The organism is Paenibacillus sp. FSL F4-0100 (genome assembly GCF_037993005.1).
GTDB lineage: Bacteria > Bacillota > Bacilli > Paenibacillales > Paenibacillaceae > Paenibacillus_AQ.
The window spans coordinates 2569150-2591967 of record NZ_CP150303.1; the positions used below are offsets into that span (position 1 = coordinate 2569150).

A 22818-nucleotide genomic window follows, 5' to 3' on the forward strand; every position below is an offset into this window, starting at 1 on the left:
AGGTGAGCTTCCCCAATGCCTTGGAAAGAAATATGGGAGAGTCACAGAGGAAGAATTGCCGGGGTGACCGGCGGGCTTGTGTGCGGACTGATTTACTTATTATCCGGTTTTTGGGATATGCTGTTCTTTGCATTAGTGGTATTTATCGGCTATATATTTGGCAAGCGCAAGGATCTGAAGCAGGGCTCCGTGTTCCACTTTCAGGAATGGGGACGATGGCTTTCCGAGCGCTGGCGGCCGTTTAAATGAACCCTGTGATATGCTTTCTCCGGAAAAAATGCTGAGGACAGGTGTAGTGCGCCTTTTTTGCGGAGAGAGATATTCACAGGTTTTTTTTTGGCCTTTTAAATGTTGTCAAGTCTTGACGGCAAATGGATCATACTAATTAGAAAAATGGATTCAGCAGGGTCCACAGGAGGAACAAAATGAAAAGACGTGTAGTAAGAGAGATTGTCGTTCAAAGCCTTTACCAGATGGAGATGAACGAAGTCGACAGTGTGGAAGCCGTGTCGATGCTGCTCTCGGAAGCGGCCGAAGAAAATGAGACCGAGCGGGTCATCGGCGACGAAGTTCAAGTGAAGGAGTATGTGCTGCAATTGGTTAATGGAACCTGGGAATCCAAGGATTCAATTGATGAACTGCTCGCTCATTATTTAAAAGGCTGGCAGGTAAGCCGTCTTTCCCGTGTGGATCGTCAAATCCTGCGTTTGGCTGTATATGAACTGACATCCCGTGAAGATGTGCCTGGCAAGGTAGCTGTTAATGAAGCGATTGAGTTGTCCAAGCATTTCGGAACCGAGGAGTCAGGGAAATTCGTCAACGGGGTACTGGGCCGGATGATTCAGGAGCTGGATCAAGTCAAGGCGAAGCTGCGTCAGTCTTAATCTGTACGCTTAAGCTAAGCTTGAAACGATATCATTCCATCATATTGGAGGAGAGATTAGGATGACAGCAGCAACGATAATTAGCGGAAAACAGATTTCTGAAGAAATTCGCAAGGGGATTGCGTTAGAAGTAGAACAATTGTCCAAGCAGAATGTACGTCCTGGTTTGGCTGTTGTACTTGTAGGGGATGATCCGGCTTCGCATGTTTACGTTCGTAACAAGGAGAAAGCATGTCAGGATCTGGGTTTTTATTCCGAGGTGCATCGTCTTTCCGCGGAATCCAGCCAGGAAGAAGTGCTGGCGCTCGTGGACAAGCTCAACGCCCAGGAATCCATTCACGGAATTTTGGTCCAGCTCCCTTTGCCCAAACACATCCATGAGAAGGCCGTCATCGATGCGATTGCAGTGGAAAAGGACGTTGACGGTTTCCATCCGGTTAATGTGGGTAACCTCGTGATAGGCGACGACAGTCTGCTGCCGTGCACACCTGCCGGCGTGATTGAAATGATCAAGCGGACAGGCATTGAGATTGCAGGCAAGCATGCTGTTGTAATCGGGAGATCCAATATCGTTGGCAAACCGGTATCCCTTCTCCTCCAGCGCGAGAACGCCACCGTTACGATGTGTCACTCCAGAACGGGGAATATGGCTGAAATCGCTCGTCAAGCGGATATCCTGGTCGTTGCGATCGGCAGAGCGAATATGATTGATGCCAGTTACGTGAAGCCTGGCGCGGTCGTGATCGATGTCGGCATGAACCGTTTGGAGAACGGAAAGCTTGCCGGGGACGTTGACTTTGAGAGCGTGAAGGAAGTGTCAGGTCCGATTACTCCGGTTCCCGGAGGGGTGGGACCCATGACCATTACGATGCTCATGCAGAATACCTTGATAGCCGCCAAAAGGCTGAATGGGTTGAACTGATATGAAGTCGGCAGATCCAGGACGAGTATTATCCGTTAAAGATTTAAACCGTTATATCCGCATGAAAATGGAAGGCGACTCCAGGCTCTCCGACGTATGGATCCGCGGTGAAATTTCGAATTTCACCCATCATTCCAGCGGACATATGTACTTTACCTTAAAGGATGAAGGCAGCCGGATTCGTGCGATCATGTTTGCGACTCATAACCAGAGGCTCCCTTTTATACCGAAGGAAGGCTCTCGCGTTATTGCCAGGGGTAATGTGTCGGTATATGAACGGGATGGTCAGTACCAATTCTATGCGGTTCAAATGCAGCCTGACGGGATCGGCAGTTTGTACCTTGCTTATGAACAGCTGAAGTCGAAGCTTGAGGAAGAGGGTTTGTTTGCAGCCGAGCGCAAGCGGCCTTTGCCGCGTTATCCTAAGACGATTGGTGTTATTACCTCGCCGACGGGTGCCGCTGTTCGGGATATTATGATTACGATCCGGAGACGGTACCCTCAGGCAAGAGCGATATTGTATCCGGTGCTGGTTCAAGGCAAAGGGGCTGCTCCTTCAATCGTGAAGGCTATTCGAACGATGAATGACATGGCTGAGGCCGATGTCCTCATCGTTGGGCGCGGCGGCGGATCACTCGAAGAACTGTGGGCATTTAATGAGGAGATCGTTGCAAGAGCTATTTATCAATCCAATATTCCTGTTATTTCCGCCGTTGGACACGAAACCGATTTTACGATCGCCGATTTTGTAGCGGATTTACGAGCCGCTACGCCAACGGCCGCCGCGGAACTCGCGGTACCGAGCAGTGCGGAACTGAGGGGACAGCTTGTACAAAGACAGCGCCAGCTAAACCAGGGACTTCAGCAGCGTCTTAAGCGAAGTCGTGACCGTTTAGTTTCGCTCCAGCGTTCCCCGGTTCTGGTTCATCCTCGCCGGTATATGCTGCAGCATGCCGAACGGTTGGACATGCTGTCCCAGCGGCTGCAGGGCAACCTGAAATCCCAGCTGTCCCTGGTCCGCCAACGGCAAAAATCACTGCATCAGGGATTAATCCGGTATAATCCGCGAACCCAAGCGGAGTTCGCGGCGAGAAGAAAAGATCAGGTGAGCCGGCAGTTAATGAACACGATGCAGTCGATCATGAAATCCAAGATGTCGCAGCTGCAAACCGAAATGCGGCATCTCGATGCGCTCAGTCCGCTGAAAATTATGTCCAGAGGATATAGTCTCGTGTATGACGAGCAAGAGCAAAAGCTTGTCAAATCCATCGAAGATGTTCAGTTAGGCGATTTGGTTAACGTGAGGGTCAGCGATGGACAACTGCAGTGTCAAGTGTGGGGAATGAAGGAGGATGAAGAGAATGGCGAATGAAACATTGGAGATCAGTTTTGAAGAAGCGATGGCTCAGCTCGAGACGATTGTAGAGCAATTGGAAGATGGAGACGTGCCGCTGGAAAAAGCCATCGATTTGTTTCAACAGGGCATGAAGCTGTCGCAGATGTGCAGCAAAAAGCTGGAGCAGGTGGAGCAAAAAATCGAAATGATCGTAGAAGAAGGCGGAGAACTGAAGCGTAAGCCTTTTGGTGGATCGCTTGATGAGACAGGTGAACTAGGTGAATAACAGACTTCCGATTCATCAATATATGAATGATATTTGGGACAGACTGGATAGCGAGCTTACCAATCTTTTTCCGCCGGGTTGGAAAGTTCCTGAAACCCTTCGCCAGTCCATGTCGTATTCATTAATGGCAGGCGGAAAGCGAATGCGTCCGCTGCTTGTCATTGCTGCATGCGAGGCGGGAGGCGGCAACCGTGACGCAGCCCTTCCGGTCGCTTGCGCCGTTGAGATGGTCCATACATATTCCCTTATACATGATGATCTGCCAGCGATGGATGATGATGATTATCGCCGCGGCAAGCCAACAAATCATAAGGTTTTTGGCGAAGCAAGCGCTATTTTGGCTGGTGATGCCTTGCTGACACATGCTTTTTACAGCGTAATCCAGGCTTCCAGAAAGCATGGAATTCCGGCTGAGCGTGTGCTGTCGATTGTGGAGGATCTTGCAGAGTATGCAGGTCCGCGGGGAATGGTAGGCGGGCAGGTTGCCGATATGGAGGGTGAACAAGGGATAACGACGCTAGAGCAGCTTGAGTATATCCACCTGCACAAGACGAGTGATCTGATCATGTTCTCGCTGATGGCAGGCGGGCATCTTGCCGGGTGTTCGGAGTCCCAGATTGAATCCTTGCGAACCTTTGGGCATCATATCGGCCTTGCTTTTCAGATTCAAGATGATATCCTGGATCTGGTCGGGGATGAGTCCAAGCTTGGGAAGCCGGTGCAAAGCGATGTGAAACAGGAGAAAGTAACGTATCCGTACTTCATCGGTTTGGACGCATCCAGGCGTGAAGTTGAGCGCCTGACAGCAGAAGCGAAGCGGGTCATTTCAGAAGGGAATTTCAATGATCCCTCCAGATTGCTGGAGATTGCCGATTTCTTGATGGCGCGGGACCACTAAGCACGCTTTACATGCAAACGGTTTTTTTGTGATATAATGTCTGTTAATGGCTGAATTCATATCAGCTAAAGAAACGTAAACTTAATCAAGGAAAGCGGGGAGATTCTTCGTGCTTCTTCCAAATATCAAGCATCCCGAACAACTTAAACATCTATCGGTGGACGAACTCGAGGATTTAGCAGGACAAATCCGTCATTTTCTAATCGAAAAGCTGTCCGTTACCGGTGGCCATCTTGCACCGAATCTGGGAGTGGTTGAACTCACGCTGGCCTTGCACTATTGCTTTGACAGCCCTCGTGACAAGATGATTTTTGACGTGGGCCATCAAGCCTATGTACACAAGATCTTGACCGGACGGATGGATAAATTCGATACGCTCCGTAAATACAAAGGCTTGTGCGGCTTTGTAAAGCGTTCCGAAAGCGAGCATGATGTCTGGGAAGCCGGACACAGCAGCACCTCGCTGTCTGCTGCAATGGGTATGGCGATGGCGCGTGATCTGAAAGGTGACAACAACCGGGTTATTGCCATGATCGGTGACGGTGCCCTTACCGGCGGCATGGCGTTTGAAGCGCTCAACCATATTGGCCACGAGCAGAAAAAGCTGATGGTCATCCTGAATGACAATGAAATGTCGATTGCACCGAATGTGGGTGCCATGCACAATTACCTAAGCAAGATCCGTTCCGATCGTTATTATCTTCGTGCCAAGGACGAAGTGGAAATGCTCCTGAAGAAAATTCCTGCCATCGGCGGCAAACTCGCCAAAACGGCAGAGAAGATGAAGGACAGCCTTAAATATATGATGGTTCCCGGCGTTTTATTCGAGGAACTCGGACTTACCTATCTGGGTCCTGTAGACGGACATGATCTAAACAAACTGATCGATACGTTAAAGCAGGCCGACAATGTGGACGGACCCGTTCTGATTCATGCCGTCACAACCAAAGGCAAGGGATACCGGCCTGCGGAATCGGATTCTCATAAATGGCATGGTGTTTCTACTCCTTACAAGATCGAATCTGGTCAAATGCTTAAAACTGTGGGCAATCCAATGTACACGGAAGTGTTCGGACAGACTCTGGTTGAGCTAGGGGAACAGGACAAACGAATCGTGGCCGTTACGCCAGCGATGCCGGGCGGTTCCGGTTTGATCCCGTTCAGCAAGAAATTCCCTGACCGTATGATCGATGTGGGGATTGCCGAGCAACACGCTGCAACATTGTGCGCAGCATTGGCAATGGAAGGCATGAAGCCTGTATTTGCGGTGTATTCCACGTTTATGCAGCGTGCGTACGACCAAATCGTGCATGATATTTGCCGCCATAACGCCAACGTGATGTTTGCAATTGACCGTGCCGGCTTTGTCGGTGCAGATGGCGAGACTCATCAAGGGGTATACGACGTAGCCTTCATGCGTCATATCCCGAATATCGTCATTATGATGCCAAAAGACGAGAACGAGCTTCGTCATATGATGAAAACAGCACTCGATTATAATGAGGGACCTATCGCATACCGTTACCCTCGGAACAATGTGCGCGGCGTTCCAATGGACACCGAACTGGTACCGATTCCTATCGGAACTTGGGAAGTCGTTCGTCCTGGCGAAGGATACGCCATTCTGGCAGCGGGTCCTATGGTTCAATTGGCTGAAGAAGCGGCGGAGCAGCTCAAACGGGAAGGAATTACCGTACAAGTCGTAAACGCCCGTTTCCTTAAACCGCTGGATGGAGGTATGCTGCGGAATCTGGCCGAGACGGGCACGTCCATGCTGGTTCTGGAGGAAGCTTCGCAAGCGGGTAGTATGGGCAGCGCGGTTTTAGAGTTTTTTGCGGAACAGGGAATCCATGATGCGGTTGTATCTTTAATGGGGATCGAAGACCGGTTTATCGAGCATGGAAGCATACCGCAGCAGCGTGAAGAAGTAGGGCTGACATTGGATTCGGTTTGTCAGGAGATCCGGAGCTTGAAGAATGCTCGGACAGCCGTACTTGGCAAGAGAAGTTTTATGTCTTAGTAAACCATCGGGAGTATAATATGGATTCATCTCAGAAAGAACGAATTGATGTCCTGCTCGTGGAGCAGGGATATTATGAGAGTCGCGAAAAAGCCAAAGCCGCGATTATGGCGGGTCTGGTCTATGCCGGAACCGAGCGGATCGAGAAAGCCGGCATGAAAATTCCAAGGACGTCCGAACTGAAAGTCAAAGGCTCGGTTCATCCCTATGTCAGCCGTGGCGGATTAAAGCTTGAGAAGGCGATTCGTTCATTCGATATCGATATGAAGGGGCGTACGATGCTGGATATCGGCTCTTCGACTGGCGGCTTTACGGATTGCGCGCTCCAGCACGGAGCAAGTTATGTGTACGCAATCGACGTCGGTTATAACCAGTTGGATTGGTCGCTTCGTAACGATGAACGCGTTTGTGTCATGGAGCGAACCAATTTTCGCTATATGACGCCGGACGACCTGAATGGACCTCAGCCGGATTTTGCCAGCATTGACGTTTCGTTTATATCCCTTCGCATTATTTTGCCGCCTCTGAAGATGCTCCTGGGTAAACCGGGAGATGTGGCTGCTCTGATCAAACCTCAATTTGAGGCAGGTCGGGAGAAGGTTGGTAAGTCCGGCGTGGTTCGGGATCCGAAGGTTCACAGGGAAGTCCTAACGCAAGTGCTGACTTTTGCAGATGAAATTGGGTTCAAATTAAAGAATCTTACGTTCTCTCCGATTACGGGAGGGGAAGGCAATATAGAATTCCTGGCCCACTGGCGATTAGAGCCGGAGGTTTCTGAAAGCTCGGAAGAACCGACTCAGGGAGATGGACAAGAATCTGTCCATTTGAGTCAATGGATTGATACCGTCGTAACACAAGCGGCTCATACATTCACAGGAAACTCATCGAAATGATGGGTTTCTTTTGCTGAAAAAGAGGAATTGATGTTCTCATCCGCGAATACAAAATTCGAGGTGAGAGGATGAATGAGCGTTATGATTGGTTATTAATGATATTGCTTGGTGTCGTCGTTGCCTTGCTTATCGGTTATAGGCTGAATCGTTGGCTGATGTCGCCATCACCGGATCGACTGCCGGGCATCCCGATCAATGAACACATTCCAGATCACCCAGCCATTGGGATGCTCGAACAAGAAGGATATGATGTGGTTGGGGGTAAAGTAAAAATAAACTTATCGTTTGAAACGGGTCAGAGACCCATTTTGAGTCGGTTGTTTATAGATTACGTTGCATCCGATGACAGTGGCGAGCTGTACATGGTCAAGCTGGCACGGGAACGGATGCCGGTCGATTGGACGGGGGCCGGCATTCGCGATCGGTTGATGCCTTTTTTGCTGCTGTATCCCGAATGTGCCGGTCTGCTCTATATTGATGTAAACGAGAAGTCGATTCACCGTTTAAGCATGGATTGGTCGGACGAAGAATGGATTGGTCAAGATGATTACAACAGTTAATACTCAGGAGGCTCTTTATGAAGGGACAACGCCATATTAAAATCAGGGATATTATTACCCACCAGGATATTGAGACACAGGATGAGCTTGTAGACGCATTGCGTGCGGAAGGTTTTCAGGTTACTCAAGCTACAATTTCACGTGATATCAAAGAACTGCTGCTCATCAAGGTGCCTACGGATGATGGGCGATATAAATACTCTATGCCGACAGATCAGCGTTACAACCCTGTACAGAAGCTCAAAAGAGCGCTTATCGATAATTTTGTTTACATTGACCGTACCGGTAATCTTGTCGTCATGAAGTGCTTGCCTGGAACAGCCAATTCCGTAGCCGTGCTGCTCGATAATATGGAATGGACCCAGATCATGGGGACCATATGCGGCGATGACACGATATTGCTGATTTGCCGAACGGAAGATGACGGAGAACATGTGGTTGCCCAAATTAAAAATTTCATTTCGTAATCAATGTTGTGACTCATTGGCAGTTTTTAAGCAGTAGCGGAGGTGGGAAACATGTTAAACACGCTATCCATTCGGAATCTGGCGGTTGTAGAAAGCGTGGATGTGCATTTTTATCCGGGATTTCACGTTCTGACAGGGGAGACCGGAGCTGGTAAGTCCATCATAATCGATGCGCTGGGATTAATTGCCGGCGGCCGCGGCTCGGCTGAACTAATTCGCTACGGCTGCGACAAAGCAGAGATTGAGGCTTTATTCGAGTTGCCTGCAGGGCATCCCGTCTGGGATACGCTGAAGAAGCTGGGTGTTGAAGCGGATCCAGAAGAGCATTTGTTGATACGGAGAGAACTGACAGCTCAAGGAAAAAGCACCTCCCGTATTAACGGCCAGCTGCTGAATTTAAGCATGCTGCGTGAGGTTGGAGAAAAGCTCATAAATATCCATGGTCAGCATGAACATCAAAGCTTGCTCCGTTCAGAGCAGCATATGAGCCTTCTGGATACGTACGGAGATAAGGTCTTAGGGCCTGTCAAGCGGAAATATCAAGAATTGTACGGGGAATTCAGCAAAGTGGAGCGAGAGCTCAAGGACCTGCAGGAGACCAGCCAGAAGGCGTATCAAATGCTCGATATGTATCGGTTCCAGCTGGAGGAGATTGCAGCGGCGGAGCTAAAATCCGGTGAGGATGAGGAATTGTCCGAGGAAAGAACCAAGCTGTCCCACAGCGAAAAGATGATGGATTCCGTTGCCGGAGCATACGACCTATTGTACGGATCCTCGGGATTGGAATCCGTCAGCCGTGCCCTATCCAAATTGGAGGATGTGTCAGGTTACGATGAGAAGGGTTTAAAGCCGCTTGTTGAGCAACTGCAATCCGCTTATTATCAGCTGGAGGATGCCGTTTTCCAGCTAAGGGATTACCGCGACAGCATTGAATTTAATCCGGAACGTCTGAACGACATTGAGCTTCGTTTAGATATGATCTCCGGATTGCGCCGAAAATATGGGGATAATGTTGAGCAAATTTTGGAATACTACGTGAGAATTCAGCAGGAAACCGATATGCTGGAGAATAAGGACGAATTTATCCAAGCATTGGAACAGCGTCGTGACGAGTTGTTAAGCGTGCTGTTGGTTAGTGCTAAAGAGCTTAGTATTGCCCGCAAGCAGTGTGCGCAAGATTTAGCACGGCAAGTGGAGGGAGAACTGAAGGATCTGCAAATGGAGCGCACCTCCCTTGAGGTTCGTATGGAACTACAGCTGGATCCTAACGGTTACGAATATGAAGGACATAAAGTAAGGTTGACCAGACAGGGTATGGATACGGCAGAATTCCTCATATCCGCCAATCCGGGTGAGCCTCTGCGTCCGCTTGCCAAAATTGCTTCGGGTGGAGAAATGTCCAGAATTATGCTGGCGATGAAGAGTATATTTGCCCGTCATGATCAAATACCGGTCTTAATCTTTGATGAAGTCGACACAGGTGTCAGTGGAAGGGCTGCCCAATCGATTGCGGAGAAGCTGTTTTTGCTGGCCAAAACCTGTCAGGTGTTCTCCATTACGCATTTGCCGCAGGTTGCATGCATGGCAGATCATCAGTATTTAATCGAGAAGAAGCTGGAAGCCTCCAGAACGATGACGCAAGTAGAAAACCTGAATGAAGAGGGGCGTGTAAAAGAGCTTGCACGGATGCTTGGCGGAGTCGAGATCACCGAAAAAACACTTCATCATGCCCAAGAAATGCTCAATCTGGCGGCAGCGCAAAAGGCTTCCAGAAAGGCTCTGGGTCAATGATTGACAGTAATAAATCCATAAGGGCAGGGTAACTTAAAGGTACGCAATTGGCGACCACCTTTTCGTCAAGCGAAAGAAGAAAAAGGGAGCGTGACAGCCATTGAAGCCCAACCTCAGGAGAAAACTGCTCGGTTTCGTTCTTGCTTTCCTTCTTTGTTTCATTGGAACTGCTGATCCTGTCCAGTCTTTTGCTTCATTGCCTAATGAGCTGAGATTGATTTCCGGTCAGCAGTCCCGTCTTGATGTTGCCATGCCTGTTCAAGCCCTCGCTTCAGTTGATCGCCCGGATGTCCTGCAGCTCAACGGCTCCCGCGAGTCAAAACTTCAAGTATCGCTAAAGCATCCACTTCAGCTGAATCCCCAGCAAAGCGGAAATGCCGAAGTTACCCTGAAATTATTTGGTAAAATTCCTCTGAAGACAGTTCATGTGAAGGTGATCCCCGAGCTCAAGGTGATTCCTGGAGGTCAGACCATCGGCGTCAAAGTGAAATCCTCCGGTATACTGGTCGTTGGACATCATCTGGTACGCGTTCAAAACGGTGCTAAAGTGTCCCCTGGAGAAGCGGCCGGCCTGAAGGTTGGCGATCTGCTGACCACGATGGATGGAAAGCCGCTTAATGATGTAACAAAGGTTGCTGATATCGTCGAGAAGGCCGGTAAAGCCAATAAGCCATTGGATATCTCCTTCAAGCGGGGCGGCAAAGAAATGACAACCAAGCTGAGCCCGGCATATGATCAAGAAGATCAAAGCTGGCGCCTTGGTCTGTATATCCGTGATTCTGCAGCAGGTGTAGGCACTTTAACTTTCTACGCACCTCACCAGAAAGTCTACGGGGCTTTGGGCCATGTCATTACCGATATGAATACTCAAACACCCATTGATGTTGGAAGCGGCCAAATTGTTCAGTCCAACGTTACATCCATTAGCCGAAGTGAAGAAGGCGAGCCGGGAGAAAAACGGGCAACCTTCACGAAAGACGGCAAGATTTTGGGCAATGTTGAGCGCAATACCCATTTTGGCATCTTCGGTAAAATGAATAATCTTCCTGAGCATGGTTTGTATCAGGAGCCAATTCCGATAGCCTTATCTCATGAGGTCAAGGAAGGACCGGCAGAGATTTTAACGGTCGTTGAAGGACAAGAGGTTGAGCGATTTACAGTGGATATCGTTCATGTATCTAAACAGGATGCTCCCGCAACGAAAGGGCTTGTACTCCGTATTACCGATCCAAGACTGCTTAAGAAGACAGGCGGGATTGTACAAGGCATGAGCGGTAGTCCAATCGTTCAAGATGGCAAGCTGATTGGAGCGGTTACGCACGTTTTTGTAAATGATCCTAAATCGGGGTATGGATGCTTTATTGAATGGATGCTTCAGGACTCCGGCGTACTACAATCTACAGAATCATCTCCTCAAAATCTTAAGGCGGGTTAATGCCTTGAGATTTTTTGTCGTAAAATAACGAAATAGAGATTAATTTGAAACAAAATATTTAATTATAAATCAACTTCAAAAAAAAATAAAGAAAAATAATTTTCGACAGAAGGAATTTAAATCACTATGTCGAAAACTTTATACACAAGAAAAATATTCTAAAACAACAACTGATCTGATAAAGGAGGAGCACGAATTGCAAAAGATCGAAGTATTATTGGCAGACGACAACCGTGAGTTTACAAACCTGCTTGGTGAATACATTTCGGATCAACAAGATATGGTGGTATCCGGAATCGCTTATAATGGCGAAGAAGTACTGAGTATGATTGAGGAAACGGGAAAAGTACCGGATGTGCTGATCCTTGACATTATTATGCCTCATTTGGACGGCCTTGGCGTACTTGAACGATTACGCGATATGAATTTGTCTCCGCAGCCGAAAGTCATTATGCTTACGGCATTTGGTCAGGAAAATATTACGCAGCGAGCTGTACAATTAGGTGCTTCCTATTATATTTTGAAACCGTTTGATATGGAGGTGCTCGCCAGCCGCATTCGTCAACTTGTTGGCTCGTCCAGCAGCATTTCTTCAGGCGCGTCATTTACAAGTATGAAATCCAATGTGGTTCCTATGGGCAAAGGCAAAAATTTGGACGCGAATATCACTTCGATTATCCATGAAATAGGTGTTCCTGCTCATATCAAGGGCTACCAATATTTGCGTGAAGCCATTACCATGGTATACAACAATATCGAAATTCTTGGGGCGATCACCAAGACTTTGTATCCAGCGATCGCAGAGAAATTCAAAACAACGCCTTCTCGTGTGGAACGTGCAATCCGTCATGCTATCGAAGTAGCCTGGACTCGCGGAAACATCGATTCCATTAGCCATCTGTTCGGCTACACCATCAACATCAGCAAATCCAAGCCAACCAACAGCGAGTTTATCGCGATGGTCGCTGATAAGCTGAGAATTGAGCATAAGGTGTCTTGAAAGGGTAAAGATGAGGAAGGGATTTAGGGTAATGTAAGTGGTTGCCCTAAATGTCTACCTGCGCGGAACATTGAAATCACTCCTTTATTGGTTGCGATGTCGTAATCTGTGAAGGAGTGATTTTATTGTTTGGTCATAGACTTTCAATAACAAAAACAAACCAGCCGTTAATCCGGCTGGTTTGTTTTCATTTCGGTAACTTTACCCGGTAAACGTCCTTCGATGTTACGTACCTTCGATTGGCCTCACAGATAATACATTTTGAACTGGATATCCTGCTCGTGGTTTCCGAACTTCTTCCCGAATAAGGTGGCGCCTCCAACGTGTCTTGCATCTTCCTTCACTTCAATTCGGAAGGTCCAGCGATCACAGGTTGCATCCAAATCATCTACAGATACAGCAGAGAGCGGGTCTCCATCGATATACGTACCGTGGCTCGTAATTCGTATCGTCTTTAGCAGTCCATATTGGTTGATGTTGTGCGGCCACCATGCAGGCGTATATTTCCCCCGCGTATCTGCAAAATCCCCCGGGCTTGTCCAGGTGCCAAGTTCGACCCCGTTTAAGGAGAAGGTAATGTCGGAAGGCCAGACATCATTGGAAAAAGGAAATTCTGAGGAAATCTCTAAACTGATTTCGAACTGCTGCAGCTTTTCATCCTTTTGAAGGAAGTTAGCGATGTTGTATTGGATAAAGCCCTCGGTAAACCACAGGATTTCTGCATCCACTCGCTTGGGATCCATGAAGTATTTGGGTTCGTCTACCCGCCCGATAAATTCCTTCTCAGTCGCAAGGCCGCAGGTAGGCTTCAAGTCATAGTCCGTGTAATGTCCGATCGGCACGGAAGCCTCATATGAAGCAAAGGAATGAAAGATTTTTTTGGGGAAGTTGATTTCGATATGATCCACCTTCAGGATCGAAATTTTCTGTTGGCCTGATTTTCCCGGTACTTTTTCTGTGCGGATAATGCCTGCATCTTCGAGTTTTTTAATATGTTTTGTCACAATCGGACTGCTGATTTGAAGTTCTTGGGCCAAATCTTTGATATTCATTTTGTTTTTGGAGAGCAGCTGAATAATCTTGATTCGAACTTCGCTGGCCAAAGCCTCGTAAACCACAAGCGATGACTTGTCTATTTCCAATTGCATATGACCACTTCTTTCAACAAGTTTTTTCATTCAAAATTCATTAACTAATATGCATCATACCACATGCTTTATTAACCTGCATATAAATCTCACCATTTAATACAACAAAATTTCAATATTATGATTAACATATAAGTTAATTAAATAAAATATTATCGATTAAGATTTGTATTTATGTTATTGACACCGTTTTCAAAACGAGTGTATACTGAACCAAAGTTAATCGTTTTCATCATCCAGGCAGGTGAATGATTAACCAAATGATTAGTAATAGGAGGAGAGTTTGTTGAAGAAAAAAATGGGGGTTTCACTGATACTTGTATTGTTAGCGGTAGCGGTATTAGGGGGATGTGGCAACGGGGATAAGAACACCATTACCTTTTGGACGCCTTTGACGGGTGATGACGGAGCTTACATGGATCAACTTGTGAAGAATTACAACGCCACCAATCCCGAGTACAAAGTGAAACATGTGATTACCTCGGATATGTATACAAAAATATCAACTGTTCTTAATTCAGGCAAAGGCGTTCCTGATTTGTCCATTATTCATGCGGATCGCGTTCCAAGCTTCGTGAAGCAAGGTGTGTTGGAGCCGATGACGGCAGTCATGCAAGCACAACCAGAATTGAAAGCGGATAACTATTTGCCGCAGGCCTGGGCAACCGGAAACGTAGAGGGCACCCAATATACAGTACCGCTTGATATTCACAGCAATGCGATGTATTACAATAAAAACTTGCTCAAAAAATACAATGTTGAAAGCTTCCTGGATGATGATGTCGTGACCATTGATGAAATTTTGTCACTGCAAGGCAAGTTGGATGAAGGCGATTACGTGATCAATGACGCTCTCTTGGGCTGGGTTGTGTTAGCGCAAATCCAGAACCTTGGCGGCGACATTCAACAAGACGGCAAGCCGGCCGTGAACACAGAAGCCATGAAACAAGCGTTTACGGAGATTAAAAAAGTATCGGATGCGGGCTTGATGACCCCATTTGGTGAGGACGGCTATCTGATGTTCCAAGCTGGAAACGTTTTATTTTCCACAGACGGCACATGGAGCTCGACGGCACACGCAACAGTGGATGGATTGGACTTCGGCGTAACCAACATTTATTCGACGAGTGCAGACAAGTATACGAACCGAGCCTCTTCGCACTTATTCTCCATGCTGAAGAACGATAAGAGAACGGACGAAAAAGAGCAAGCCATTGGTCAGTTCCTGGAATTCATCCGCCAAAACTCGATTGAGTGGGCAAAAGCGGGACAGATCGTAGCGAGTAAACAAGTCATTGAGAGCCCGGAGTACAATAACTATATTCAGTCATTCTTTACCTCCAACGAAAAAGAAATTGAATCCTTGTACATTTACACCTACGAGTACTATCCATACGTAGCGGAGGCTGTAGATACATATGCAGCGGACATCGTACGGGGCAATGTTGACATCGACGAAACCCTGGCGACGATGCAGAAATTTGTAGAGGATAAAATCGCGGAAGGAAGCAGTGCCGCAAAGTAAATGACAGCAGAGCAGATTGAAAAAAAGAAAAATGTCCTTGCTTTCATGACACTTTTCTTTTCCAAAGGAGAAATGAAAGGATATGAATAAGAAGTCGTTGACGCCTTATTTCTTTGTAGGTCCCCATCTGATACTTTTTATCGTATTTATTCTATTGCCGACCCTATACGGGATCTATGCTTCCTTTACACAGTGGAATCTGATCAATGACCCTGTGTGGGTTGGGTTGGCCAACTATAAAACGATTCTGTTTGACTCGGAGTCCACCTTCTACACCCAATTTATGAACGGATTAAAAAACACGCTGATCTTTGTTGTTCTAAGTGTACCTATATTAATCATCATTCCGTTAATGATTGCCGTATCGCTGGAACACAAAAAAGTGAAGATGAAAAATGTCATCCAGTCCATTCTCTATATTCCCGGACTCATTTCGATCTCCGCAGCGGCACTGATCTGGTCTTTAATCTTCAATAAGCAGCTTGGGATCACGAATAATATCTTCGGCTCTGAAACAGTCTGGGCAGCCAACCAGCCCTATGCCTGGCTGATCATTATTGTCATTACGGTGTGGGGCGGAGTCGGTGGGAACATGATTATCTACCGGGCTTCCATCAGCGGGGTATCCAAGGATTTGTATGAATCGGCCGAGATGGATGGAGCGGGGCCTGTCCGCAGATTTTCAAGCATTACGCTGCCTTCCATTCGTTTTCCGCTGATCTTTACCTTTGTTATGACGACAGCCGGTGCCTTTAACGTATTCGGTCAGCCATTAATGATGACGGACGGAGGACCTAGACAGAGTACAACCGTGTTGATGATGTACATCCGGCAGTTAGCCTTCGGTCACGGGGAATCGATTGCCGGCATGGCTTCCGCGATGGCAGTTTTGCTCGGACTGGTCATTCTCGTCATTTCAGCCCTTCAGTATTATGTGATGAACCGAAACGCGTCCTAGCGGCACGTTCAGCTTGCAAACAACGGAAACGATAAAGGTAGGTGTACTGTGCAATGTCGAACCCGGTAGTACATGAAGTAAACACGGATTCCAAGCTTGGTCGCTCGGGTCCGAAGAAGGTTTCATCCAACATAAGCGTGTCCAAATATATAGCTTACGCATTTCTGATCATCCTGTGTGTGATATGGGCAATTCCGGTCATATTTGGCATCACCACATCTTTTCGGTCCCAGGCGGAGGTGGTTTCCAGCGGTTTCCGACTGCTGCCCGATAACTGGATTTTCGATAATTATGTCACGATCCTGCAAAACACGTCGACCGCGCCCATCCTGCGCTGGTTGATGAACTCCGTATTTATTGCAACGATGCATACGCTGCTCGTGATCGTTGTCATTTCCATTACCGGTTACGGATACTCGCGCATGAACTTTAAAGGAAGGGATACCTTATTCTTTACCTTGCTTGGGATTTCCTTCTTTCCCGGGGTAGTGAATCTGATTCCGTCTTATAAAATCATTGATGCACTGGGATGGGTGAATACATCTTGGGCGATGATCATTCCAGGTTTGGCCGGGATGGGGAACATTTTTTTGGTCAGACAATTCATGATGGGCGTTCCCAAGGATCTGGATGAATCGGCGCGTGTTGATGGCGCGGGAGATTTTAGAATCTATTCCTCTATTATTTTGCCACTCATGAAACCTGTATTGATTGTATGCGGATTGTTTTCATTTACGGGTTCCTGGAATGATTTCCTCTGGCCCGTTATCGTGTATACCGATGTAGAGAAGATGCCCGTCACAGCAGGACTGCTGTTGTTACAGGACATTTACGGCAATTACCGCATGATCGGACAATTGATGGGTTCTGCGATTCTAGCCATTATTCCGACGCTGCTGTTGTTCCTGTTTGCCCAGAAATATTTTGTCCAGTCGATCAACTTAAACGCAGGCATCAAAGGATAGCAAGAAGATTGGACTCATAGAAACAAGTAAAAATAGAAAGCTAGCGGAAGTCAAACTATAAGGTATAGGAGTCGTCACCATGTCTGAATTAAATATAAAAAATCCCCTGATCGAACAGCGGGCAGATCCGTGGATCTATAAACATACCGATGGTTATTATTATTTTACCGGTTCCGTGCCGGAATACGATCGAATTGAGCTTAGACGCTCGCAAACGATACAAGGACTCGCGGATGCCCAAGGAATTACGATCTGGCGCAAGCATGAGTCAGGCCTGATGAGTGCCAACATATGGGCACCCGAGATTCATTATATGGATGGAAAATGGTATGTATATTACGCCGCTGCCCATACTTCAGAAACGAGAGGCGGATTGTTCGATCATCGGATGTTCGTATTGGAGAACGTTTCGGCGAACCCGCTTGAAGGGGAATGGGTGGAGAAAGGGCAAGTGATCACGAAGTGGGAATCTTTCGCCCTAGACGCAACAACGTTTGAGCATAAAGGCAAACGGTATTATGTATGGGCACAGAAAGATCCGGGCATTCCAGGCAATTCCAATCTGTACATCTCATTGATGGAGAATCCCTGGACCTTGACAGGGGAACAGGTATGCATATCGATTCCCGAGTACGACTGGGAGAAGATCGGGTATCTTGTAAATGAAGGGGCCGCCGTTCTTAAACGCAACGGGCGCATATTCATGACTTATTCCGCGAGCGCCACAGACCACAACTATGCGATGGGGCTGCTGACAGCCGATGAGGACAGTGATTTGCTGAATCCGAGCTCCTGGGTTAAATCGCCTGTACCCGTATTTAAGACATCTGAAGCCAATGGCCAATATGGGCCGGGGCACAACAGCTTCACAATTTCCGAGGACGGCTCGCAGGACATACTGGTGTACCATGCAAGAAGTTACAAGGAGATCGTGGGAGATCCACTATATGATCCGAACCGTCACACGCGCGTACAGGTCATCGGGTGGAACGAAGACGGAACACCGAATTTTGGGGTGCCGAGAGCGGATCATGAACCGGTCTCCAAGCCATGATGCCGACTTTGTAATTGGGGTTGAGAACGGATGTATTTGCAAACATCAGACCGACTGAGCTTAATAGCTTGGTCGGTTTTTTACATTTTAGGAGGTAAGGAGCATAATATAAAGTAGGAAAAAAGAAGGAGTCTTCGATATGGATGGAGAAAAAAGGACAGATCGATTTATGAGATGGTTAAGGATGTATTAAGCGTAGTTCTATTAACATATTCTTATTTCCTGGTAAGGAGGAATTATAAATGGCAAAGATATTAGTATTGGGCGGGACCCGCTTTTTCGGTAAAAGGCTGGTTAACCGGCTGCTGGCTAAAGGCGATGCCGTTACGATTTTGACGCGTGGACATCACCAGGATTCATTCGGAGGTGCCGTTGCGCGGCTTACCGTGGATCGGAAGGACCCGGAATGCTTAAAACAGGCAGTGGGAAGCCAGGACTTTGATATCGTATATGATAATATATGTTATACTCCGGAAGAAGCGGGACAAGCTGCAGACATCTTTGCCGGACGAATTGGACAATACGTGCTGACCTCCACGTTATCGGTATATGATTTTGCGGATCATCCGGTGAGGGAAGAGGAGTTTGATCCCTACAGATACCCTGTTATGACGAACGAAAGCAGGGACTACAGCTATAAGGAAGGCAAGCGCCAGGCAGAGGCGGTATTATTCGGTCGCCATAATCTGAATGTTACGGCTGTCCGGTTGCCGATTGTGCTGGGACCGGATGATTACACGCGAAGACTGCTTTTTCATATTGAGCATGCAGCGCAAGGAGAAGCGATTGGATTGCCTGATCCAGACGCACAAATCTCGTTTGTGCATGCCGAGGAAGCAGCGGAGTTTCTGGAATGGGCAGGTCAAGTGCAATTGGAAGGTCCGGTAAATGCTTGCTCCAGCGGAACGATTTCGGTCCGGGAAATGATGAACTTGATTCAGCAGGAAATTGGTAGTGCGGCACCCCTGCAGTCTTCAGCAGCACCTGATCACATGTCTCCGTTTGGAATTCCGGGAGATTGGACGATGGATCATGGCAAAGCGGCAGCTGCCGGGTTTAAATTCTGGGATTTACACGACTGGATGCCGAAATTGATTGCGGAATTGTCCGCCGATTTAAAGGTTCGCTAGCGAAAGTGGCAGGATTGTTATCATTTGAAGAAAGATAAGAGGGAAGTGCCCTGAAAGGAAGATCAGCATGAACGACAAGATGGAAGCATGGAAAGAGCGTATTCGAGAGGTAGAATCCAAGGGAGACTTATCTCCGGAAGCCCTAACGTTAATCCATGCGATGTATGAAGAGCTGGAAGCTTTGACGAAGCAAAATTTCAATCTGCGGAAAACCGCACTGAAAGCGACGTCCAGAGAAACAAGAATGTCGAGTAAACTGAAGGACGCACTGATGGAATAAACGGCGGAGTCCAGAACATATGATAAACACCGGGGAGGCTCCCCGGTGTTTTTTTGGAAGATATCATAAAGTGTAAACATACGAAGCATGGGCTTCCTGATATCGCAAGAAAAATTACAGCTAACCGCGGTCTGTCTTCTTTGAAGTACGTCGATAGACATTTTTCTTATGAATTAGTTTTTAGATGGTGTTCCTGACTTTGGGGCCTGGCGCTTCTTTTTGAATCTTGGTCCAACGTAATTTCGCTTGCGGTCCCGGAAAAGAATCCAGCCGCCCAAGAATCCGATACCGATGACAAACAGCGCCAACCCGCCTAGAAAAGATAACCAACCGAAAGCGGGGTTTGCCACACTGTCATCCCCATGAACGGAAATATATAGAAAAACCGCATCTTTCATCATTAAGAAACCCATCATTGCCATAAAACCCGGGATAACCAAAATCAAGATGGCAATAAAGCGGGAAATTAACATTTTCATAGAAGATTCCTTCCTGCGACTGATGTAATGAACTACCGTTTATCATACCTTTTTCATAGGGTAATGTCTATTTCGATTATGGGTGATGATTTTGTAATCCGAAAAAAAGAGAGTACAATGAAAGGGTATAATTGGACTTATTATGGAGGTGCCGTTTGTGGCGATAACATGTGATGTAGCAATTCTTGGCGGGGGAACCGGTGGATATGTTGCGGCCATCCGTGCAGCCCAGCTCGGTAAAAATGTGGTCATCATCGAGCAGGACAAACTGGGGGGAACCTGCTTGCACCGCGGCTGTATTCCGAGCAAATCATTGCTTCGGAGTGCCGAGCTGTATGCGGAAATGAAGGATAGCGAGAGCTATGGAATCGAGACGGACGGGGTCCGGCTATCGTTTGACAAAGTGCAGAAGCGCAAAGACGGTATCGTCGATAAGCTGCACCAGGGCGTTCAATATTTGATGCGCAAAAATAAAATTACCGTCGTGCAGGGCAAAGGGAGAGTTATCGGCCCGTCCATCTTCTCTCCACGCAGCGGGGCCGTAGCGGTTGAGCTTCCGGATGGCGAGATGGAAACGGTGGTTCCCACTCATCTGATCATCGCGACCGGCTCACGTCCGCGTCACTTACCGGGGCTTGAGCCTGACGGCATACATATACTAACAAGCGACCATGCGCTTCAGTTAGATGAGCTTCCTACATCCATCATCATCGTAGGCGGTGGCGTAATCGGCGTGGAATGGGCTTCGATGCTGAATGATTTTGGCGTTCAGGTCACAATTGTAGAAGCTTCGTCCCATCTTCTGCCAGCAGAAGACGAGGAGATTGGACGTGAGCTGACAAAGATGCTCACCGCCAGAGGCGTAGAGGTGATCACCAACGTATCACTTCAAACCGACAGCTGTGAGATTCGGAATCAAAGTGTGTCCATCACGATCGAGCAAAAGGACGATACAAGAACATTGTCTGCGGACAAGCTGCTCCTCTCTGTCGGAAGAATCGGCAATACTGAAAATATCGGGCTTGAGAATACCGACGTTCGGGTTGCAAATGGCGTCATTGTGGTAAATGCCAATATGCAAACAACGGAGCCCCATATTTACGCGATCGGCGATTGCATCGGGGGTCTTCAGCTTGCTCATGCGGCAAGCCACGAAGGGATTGCAGCCGTGAACCATCTGGCAGGCGAGAAGACGGAAGCCTACCGCAGCGAATGGATTCCACGCTGTATCTATACCCGGCATGAGGTAGCGAGCGTCGGACTGACGGAGAAGCAGGCCAAAGAACGCGGACATGAGATCAGAATCGGTAAATTCCCGTTCTCGGCGATTGGCAAATCGTTGATCCACGGAACGAAGGAGGGGTTCGTGAAGGTCATTGCCGATCAGAAGACGCAGGATATTCTGGGCGTGCATATGATTGGACCGCATGTAACCGAGCTGATCGGCGAAGCGGCACTGGCACAAGTACTGGATGCAACTCCATGGGAAGTGGGAGCGGCAGTACATGCCCATCCATCATTATCCGAAATCATCGGCGAAGCGATGCTTGCGGTGGATGGACGAGCCATCGGTTTGTAGGGATAAGAACATCCTTTTGTGGAATCCCTCATTTCTTTTTGCCGAGAAAGGGATTATAATAACATTAAGCCAAGTCTTAGTACCAGGTTTTAATACTTGATCAAACACGCCCTTTAACCTCATGTTATGAGGCCGATGATCAAGCCTGAAGTCATGGCTCACATAAAGGAGGGATCTCCATGAAAGAACATGAAACGGTTACGGCAAACAACAATAGGCATGAGCAGCTTGGACTGACCGACGGACAAGTGCTAGACATGTACAAATATATGGTGCTGGCGCGAAAATTCGATGAGCGCAACCTGCTGCTGCAGCGTGCGGGCAAAATTAATTTTCACGTATCCGGTATCGGGCAGGAAGCATGTCAGGTTGCTGCTGCTTTTGCCCTTGACCGGGAGAAGGATTACTTTTTACCCTATTACCGCGACTATGGATTCGTATTGACAGTGGGCATGACGCCTCGCGAACTGATGCTGTCGGCTTTTGCCAAGGCCGAGGATCCGAATAGCGGCGGACGGCAGATGCCGGGGCACTTTGGTAGTAAACGACTGCGAATTGTGACCGGCTCCAGCCCTGTAACAACACAGCTTCCGCATGCAGTGGGTATCGCGCTGGCGGCGAAGATGCAGAAGAAGGACTTTGTATCGTTTGTTACGTTTGGCGAAGGCTCGAGCAATCAGGGGGATTTTCATGAGGGCTGCAACTTTGCTGGCGTTCACAAGCTCCCTGTCATTATCATGTGCGAGAATAACCAATATGCCATTTCGGTGCCGCTTCATAAACAGATTAGCGGGAAGGTAAGCGACCGTGCTCTGGGGTATGGATTCCCGGGCATTCGAGTAGACGGCAACGATGCGCTTGAGGTGTATGCGGCCGTGAAGGAAGCGCGTGAACGTGCGATTCGCGGAGAAGGCCCGACGCTGATCGAATCCATGATGTACCGTTTGTCTCCGCATTCCACATCGGATAACGATTTGGCGTACCGGACAAAAGAAGAGGTCGAAGAGAACTGGAAGAAAGACGGCGTCGCCCGCTTTAAGAATTATTTGGTCGACTGCGGGCTCTGGGACGAAGCACGCGATCAGGATTTGATCGCACAATTAAACCTGGAGATCAAAGAAGCGACGGAATCTGCAGACTTGGCTCCATTTCCGAAGCCAGAAGATACGCTTCTTCACGTATATGCCGATGACGAAGGGAGCGTGTAA

At 47.9% G+C, this 22818-nt stretch carries 23 protein-coding genes; 21 read left to right on the plus strand and 2 right to left on the minus strand.

What is annotated here, in order from left to right; translation table 11 throughout:
- Positions 1–15: 15 nt before the first annotated feature.
- The 13 genes from MHH48_RS11330 to spo0A all read left to right on the plus strand — a co-directional run bounded on the left by MHH48_RS11330 (position 16) and on the right by spo0A (position 12492).
- The gene (locus MHH48_RS11330; protein ID WP_076320882.1) at positions 16–249 is read left to right on the plus strand and encodes a DUF2273 domain-containing protein; all 234 of its coding nucleotides are present in this window, start codon (positions 16–18) and stop codon (positions 247–249) included.
- Positions 250–425: 176 nt separating this feature from the next.
- Positions 426–884, plus strand: coding sequence for a transcription antitermination factor NusB (gene nusB / locus MHH48_RS11335; protein WP_076320883.1), 459 nt, complete (start codon positions 426–428; stop codon positions 882–884).
- 61 nt (positions 885–945) lie between these two features.
- Complete coding sequence (gene folD, locus MHH48_RS11340; RefSeq protein ID WP_076320884.1) at positions 946–1806, plus strand: bifunctional methylenetetrahydrofolate dehydrogenase/methenyltetrahydrofolate cyclohydrolase FolD; 861 nt, start codon at positions 946–948, stop codon at positions 1804–1806.
- Between the two features lies 1 nt (position 1807).
- Positions 1808–3178 carry an exodeoxyribonuclease VII large subunit gene (xseA, locus tag MHH48_RS11345; protein ID WP_076320885.1) on the plus strand — a complete coding sequence of 457 codons (1371 nt, stop codon included), beginning with the start codon at positions 1808–1810 and terminating at the stop codon, positions 3176–3178.
- Positions 3168–3428: an exodeoxyribonuclease VII small subunit gene (gene xseB / locus MHH48_RS11350; RefSeq protein WP_076320886.1), complete on the plus strand. Its 261-nt coding sequence runs from the start codon at positions 3168–3170 to the stop codon at positions 3426–3428. Before xseA ends, xseB begins: the two co-directional genes overlap by 11 nt.
- A gap of 22 nt (positions 3429–3450) precedes the next feature.
- Complete coding sequence (locus MHH48_RS11355; RefSeq protein ID WP_179090584.1) at positions 3451–4326, plus strand: polyprenyl synthetase family protein; 876 nt, start codon at positions 3451–3453, stop codon at positions 4324–4326.
- Positions 4327–4435: 109 nt separating this feature from the next.
- On the plus strand, positions 4436–6346 hold the full coding sequence (gene dxs, locus MHH48_RS11360; RefSeq protein ID WP_076320888.1) for a 1-deoxy-D-xylulose-5-phosphate synthase: 1911 nt from the start codon (positions 4436–4438) through the stop codon (positions 6344–6346).
- Between the two features lie 20 nt (positions 6347–6366).
- A complete protein-coding gene (locus MHH48_RS11365; RefSeq protein WP_076320889.1) occupies positions 6367–7239 on the plus strand; it encodes a TlyA family RNA methyltransferase in 873 nt (290 codons plus the stop codon).
- Between the two features lie 68 nt (positions 7240–7307).
- On the plus strand, positions 7308–7799 hold the full coding sequence (locus MHH48_RS11370) for a hypothetical protein (RefSeq protein ID WP_076320890.1): 492 nt from the start codon (positions 7308–7310) through the stop codon (positions 7797–7799).
- 17 nt (positions 7800–7816) lie between these two features.
- Complete coding sequence (gene argR / locus MHH48_RS11375) at positions 7817–8266, plus strand: transcriptional regulator ArgR (RefSeq protein ID WP_076320891.1); 450 nt, start codon at positions 7817–7819, stop codon at positions 8264–8266.
- A gap of 51 nt (positions 8267–8317) precedes the next feature.
- Entirely contained in the window at positions 8318–10057 is a 1740-nt protein-coding gene (recN, locus tag MHH48_RS11380) for a DNA repair protein RecN (protein ID WP_076320892.1), read from the plus strand.
- A 100-nt stretch (positions 10058–10157) separates the two neighbouring features.
- Complete coding sequence (gene spoIVB, locus MHH48_RS11385; RefSeq protein ID WP_076320893.1) at positions 10158–11492, plus strand: SpoIVB peptidase; 1335 nt, start codon at positions 10158–10160, stop codon at positions 11490–11492.
- Between the two features lie 196 nt (positions 11493–11688).
- Positions 11689–12492, plus strand: coding sequence for a sporulation transcription factor Spo0A (spo0A, locus tag MHH48_RS11390; RefSeq protein ID WP_076320894.1), 804 nt, complete (start codon positions 11689–11691; stop codon positions 12490–12492).
- Between the two features lie 245 nt (positions 12493–12737).
- Here spo0A and MHH48_RS11395 read toward each other — a convergent pair whose 3' ends face one another.
- Positions 12738–13640, minus strand: coding sequence for an ArsR family transcriptional regulator (locus MHH48_RS11395; protein ID WP_076320895.1), 903 nt, complete (start codon positions 13638–13640; stop codon positions 12738–12740).
- A 283-nt stretch (positions 13641–13923) separates the two neighbouring features.
- Here MHH48_RS11395 and MHH48_RS11400 point away from each other — a divergent pair, with 283 nt between their 5' ends.
- The 6 genes from MHH48_RS11400 (at position 13924) to MHH48_RS11425 (ending at position 19552) form a co-directional block, all read left to right on the plus strand.
- Positions 13924–15165 carry an extracellular solute-binding protein gene (locus MHH48_RS11400; protein ID WP_076320896.1) on the plus strand — a complete coding sequence of 414 codons (1242 nt, stop codon included), beginning with the start codon at positions 13924–13926 and terminating at the stop codon, positions 15163–15165.
- An 82-nt stretch (positions 15166–15247) separates the two neighbouring features.
- The gene (locus tag MHH48_RS11405) at positions 15248–16123 is read left to right on the plus strand and encodes a sugar ABC transporter permease (RefSeq protein ID WP_076320897.1); all 876 of its coding nucleotides are present in this window, start codon (positions 15248–15250) and stop codon (positions 16121–16123) included.
- A 53-nt stretch (positions 16124–16176) separates the two neighbouring features.
- Positions 16177–17088 (plus strand): carbohydrate ABC transporter permease, encoded by a 912-nt coding sequence (locus MHH48_RS11410; RefSeq protein WP_076320898.1) that lies wholly within the window; start codon positions 16177–16179, stop codon positions 17086–17088.
- Between the two features lie 79 nt (positions 17089–17167).
- Positions 17168–18142, plus strand: a complete 975-nt coding sequence (locus MHH48_RS11415) for a family 43 glycosylhydrolase (protein ID WP_076320899.1) — start codon at positions 17168–17170, stop codon at positions 18140–18142.
- Between the two features lie 242 nt (positions 18143–18384).
- Positions 18385–19272, plus strand: a complete 888-nt coding sequence (locus MHH48_RS11420; RefSeq protein ID WP_076320900.1) for an NAD-dependent epimerase/dehydratase family protein — start codon at positions 18385–18387, stop codon at positions 19270–19272.
- Positions 19273–19339: 67 nt separating this feature from the next.
- Positions 19340–19552 carry a hypothetical protein gene (locus MHH48_RS11425; protein WP_076320901.1) on the plus strand — a complete coding sequence of 71 codons (213 nt, stop codon included), beginning with the start codon at positions 19340–19342 and terminating at the stop codon, positions 19550–19552.
- Between the two features lie 173 nt (positions 19553–19725).
- Here MHH48_RS11425 and MHH48_RS11430 read toward each other — a convergent pair whose 3' ends face one another.
- Positions 19726–20031 carry a DUF2627 domain-containing protein gene (locus MHH48_RS11430; protein WP_076320902.1) on the minus strand — a complete coding sequence of 102 codons (306 nt, stop codon included), beginning with the start codon at positions 20029–20031 and terminating at the stop codon, positions 19726–19728.
- 157 nt (positions 20032–20188) lie between these two features.
- Here MHH48_RS11430 and lpdA point away from each other — a divergent pair, with 157 nt between their 5' ends.
- Together lpdA and MHH48_RS11440 are read left to right on the plus strand one after the other, a co-directional pair.
- Positions 20189–21610, plus strand: coding sequence for a dihydrolipoyl dehydrogenase (lpdA, locus tag MHH48_RS11435; protein WP_076320903.1), 1422 nt, complete (start codon positions 20189–20191; stop codon positions 21608–21610).
- Between the two features lie 179 nt (positions 21611–21789).
- Positions 21790–22818 carry a thiamine pyrophosphate-dependent dehydrogenase E1 component subunit alpha gene (locus MHH48_RS11440; protein WP_076320904.1) on the plus strand — a complete coding sequence of 343 codons (1029 nt, stop codon included), beginning with the start codon at positions 21790–21792 and terminating at the stop codon, positions 22816–22818.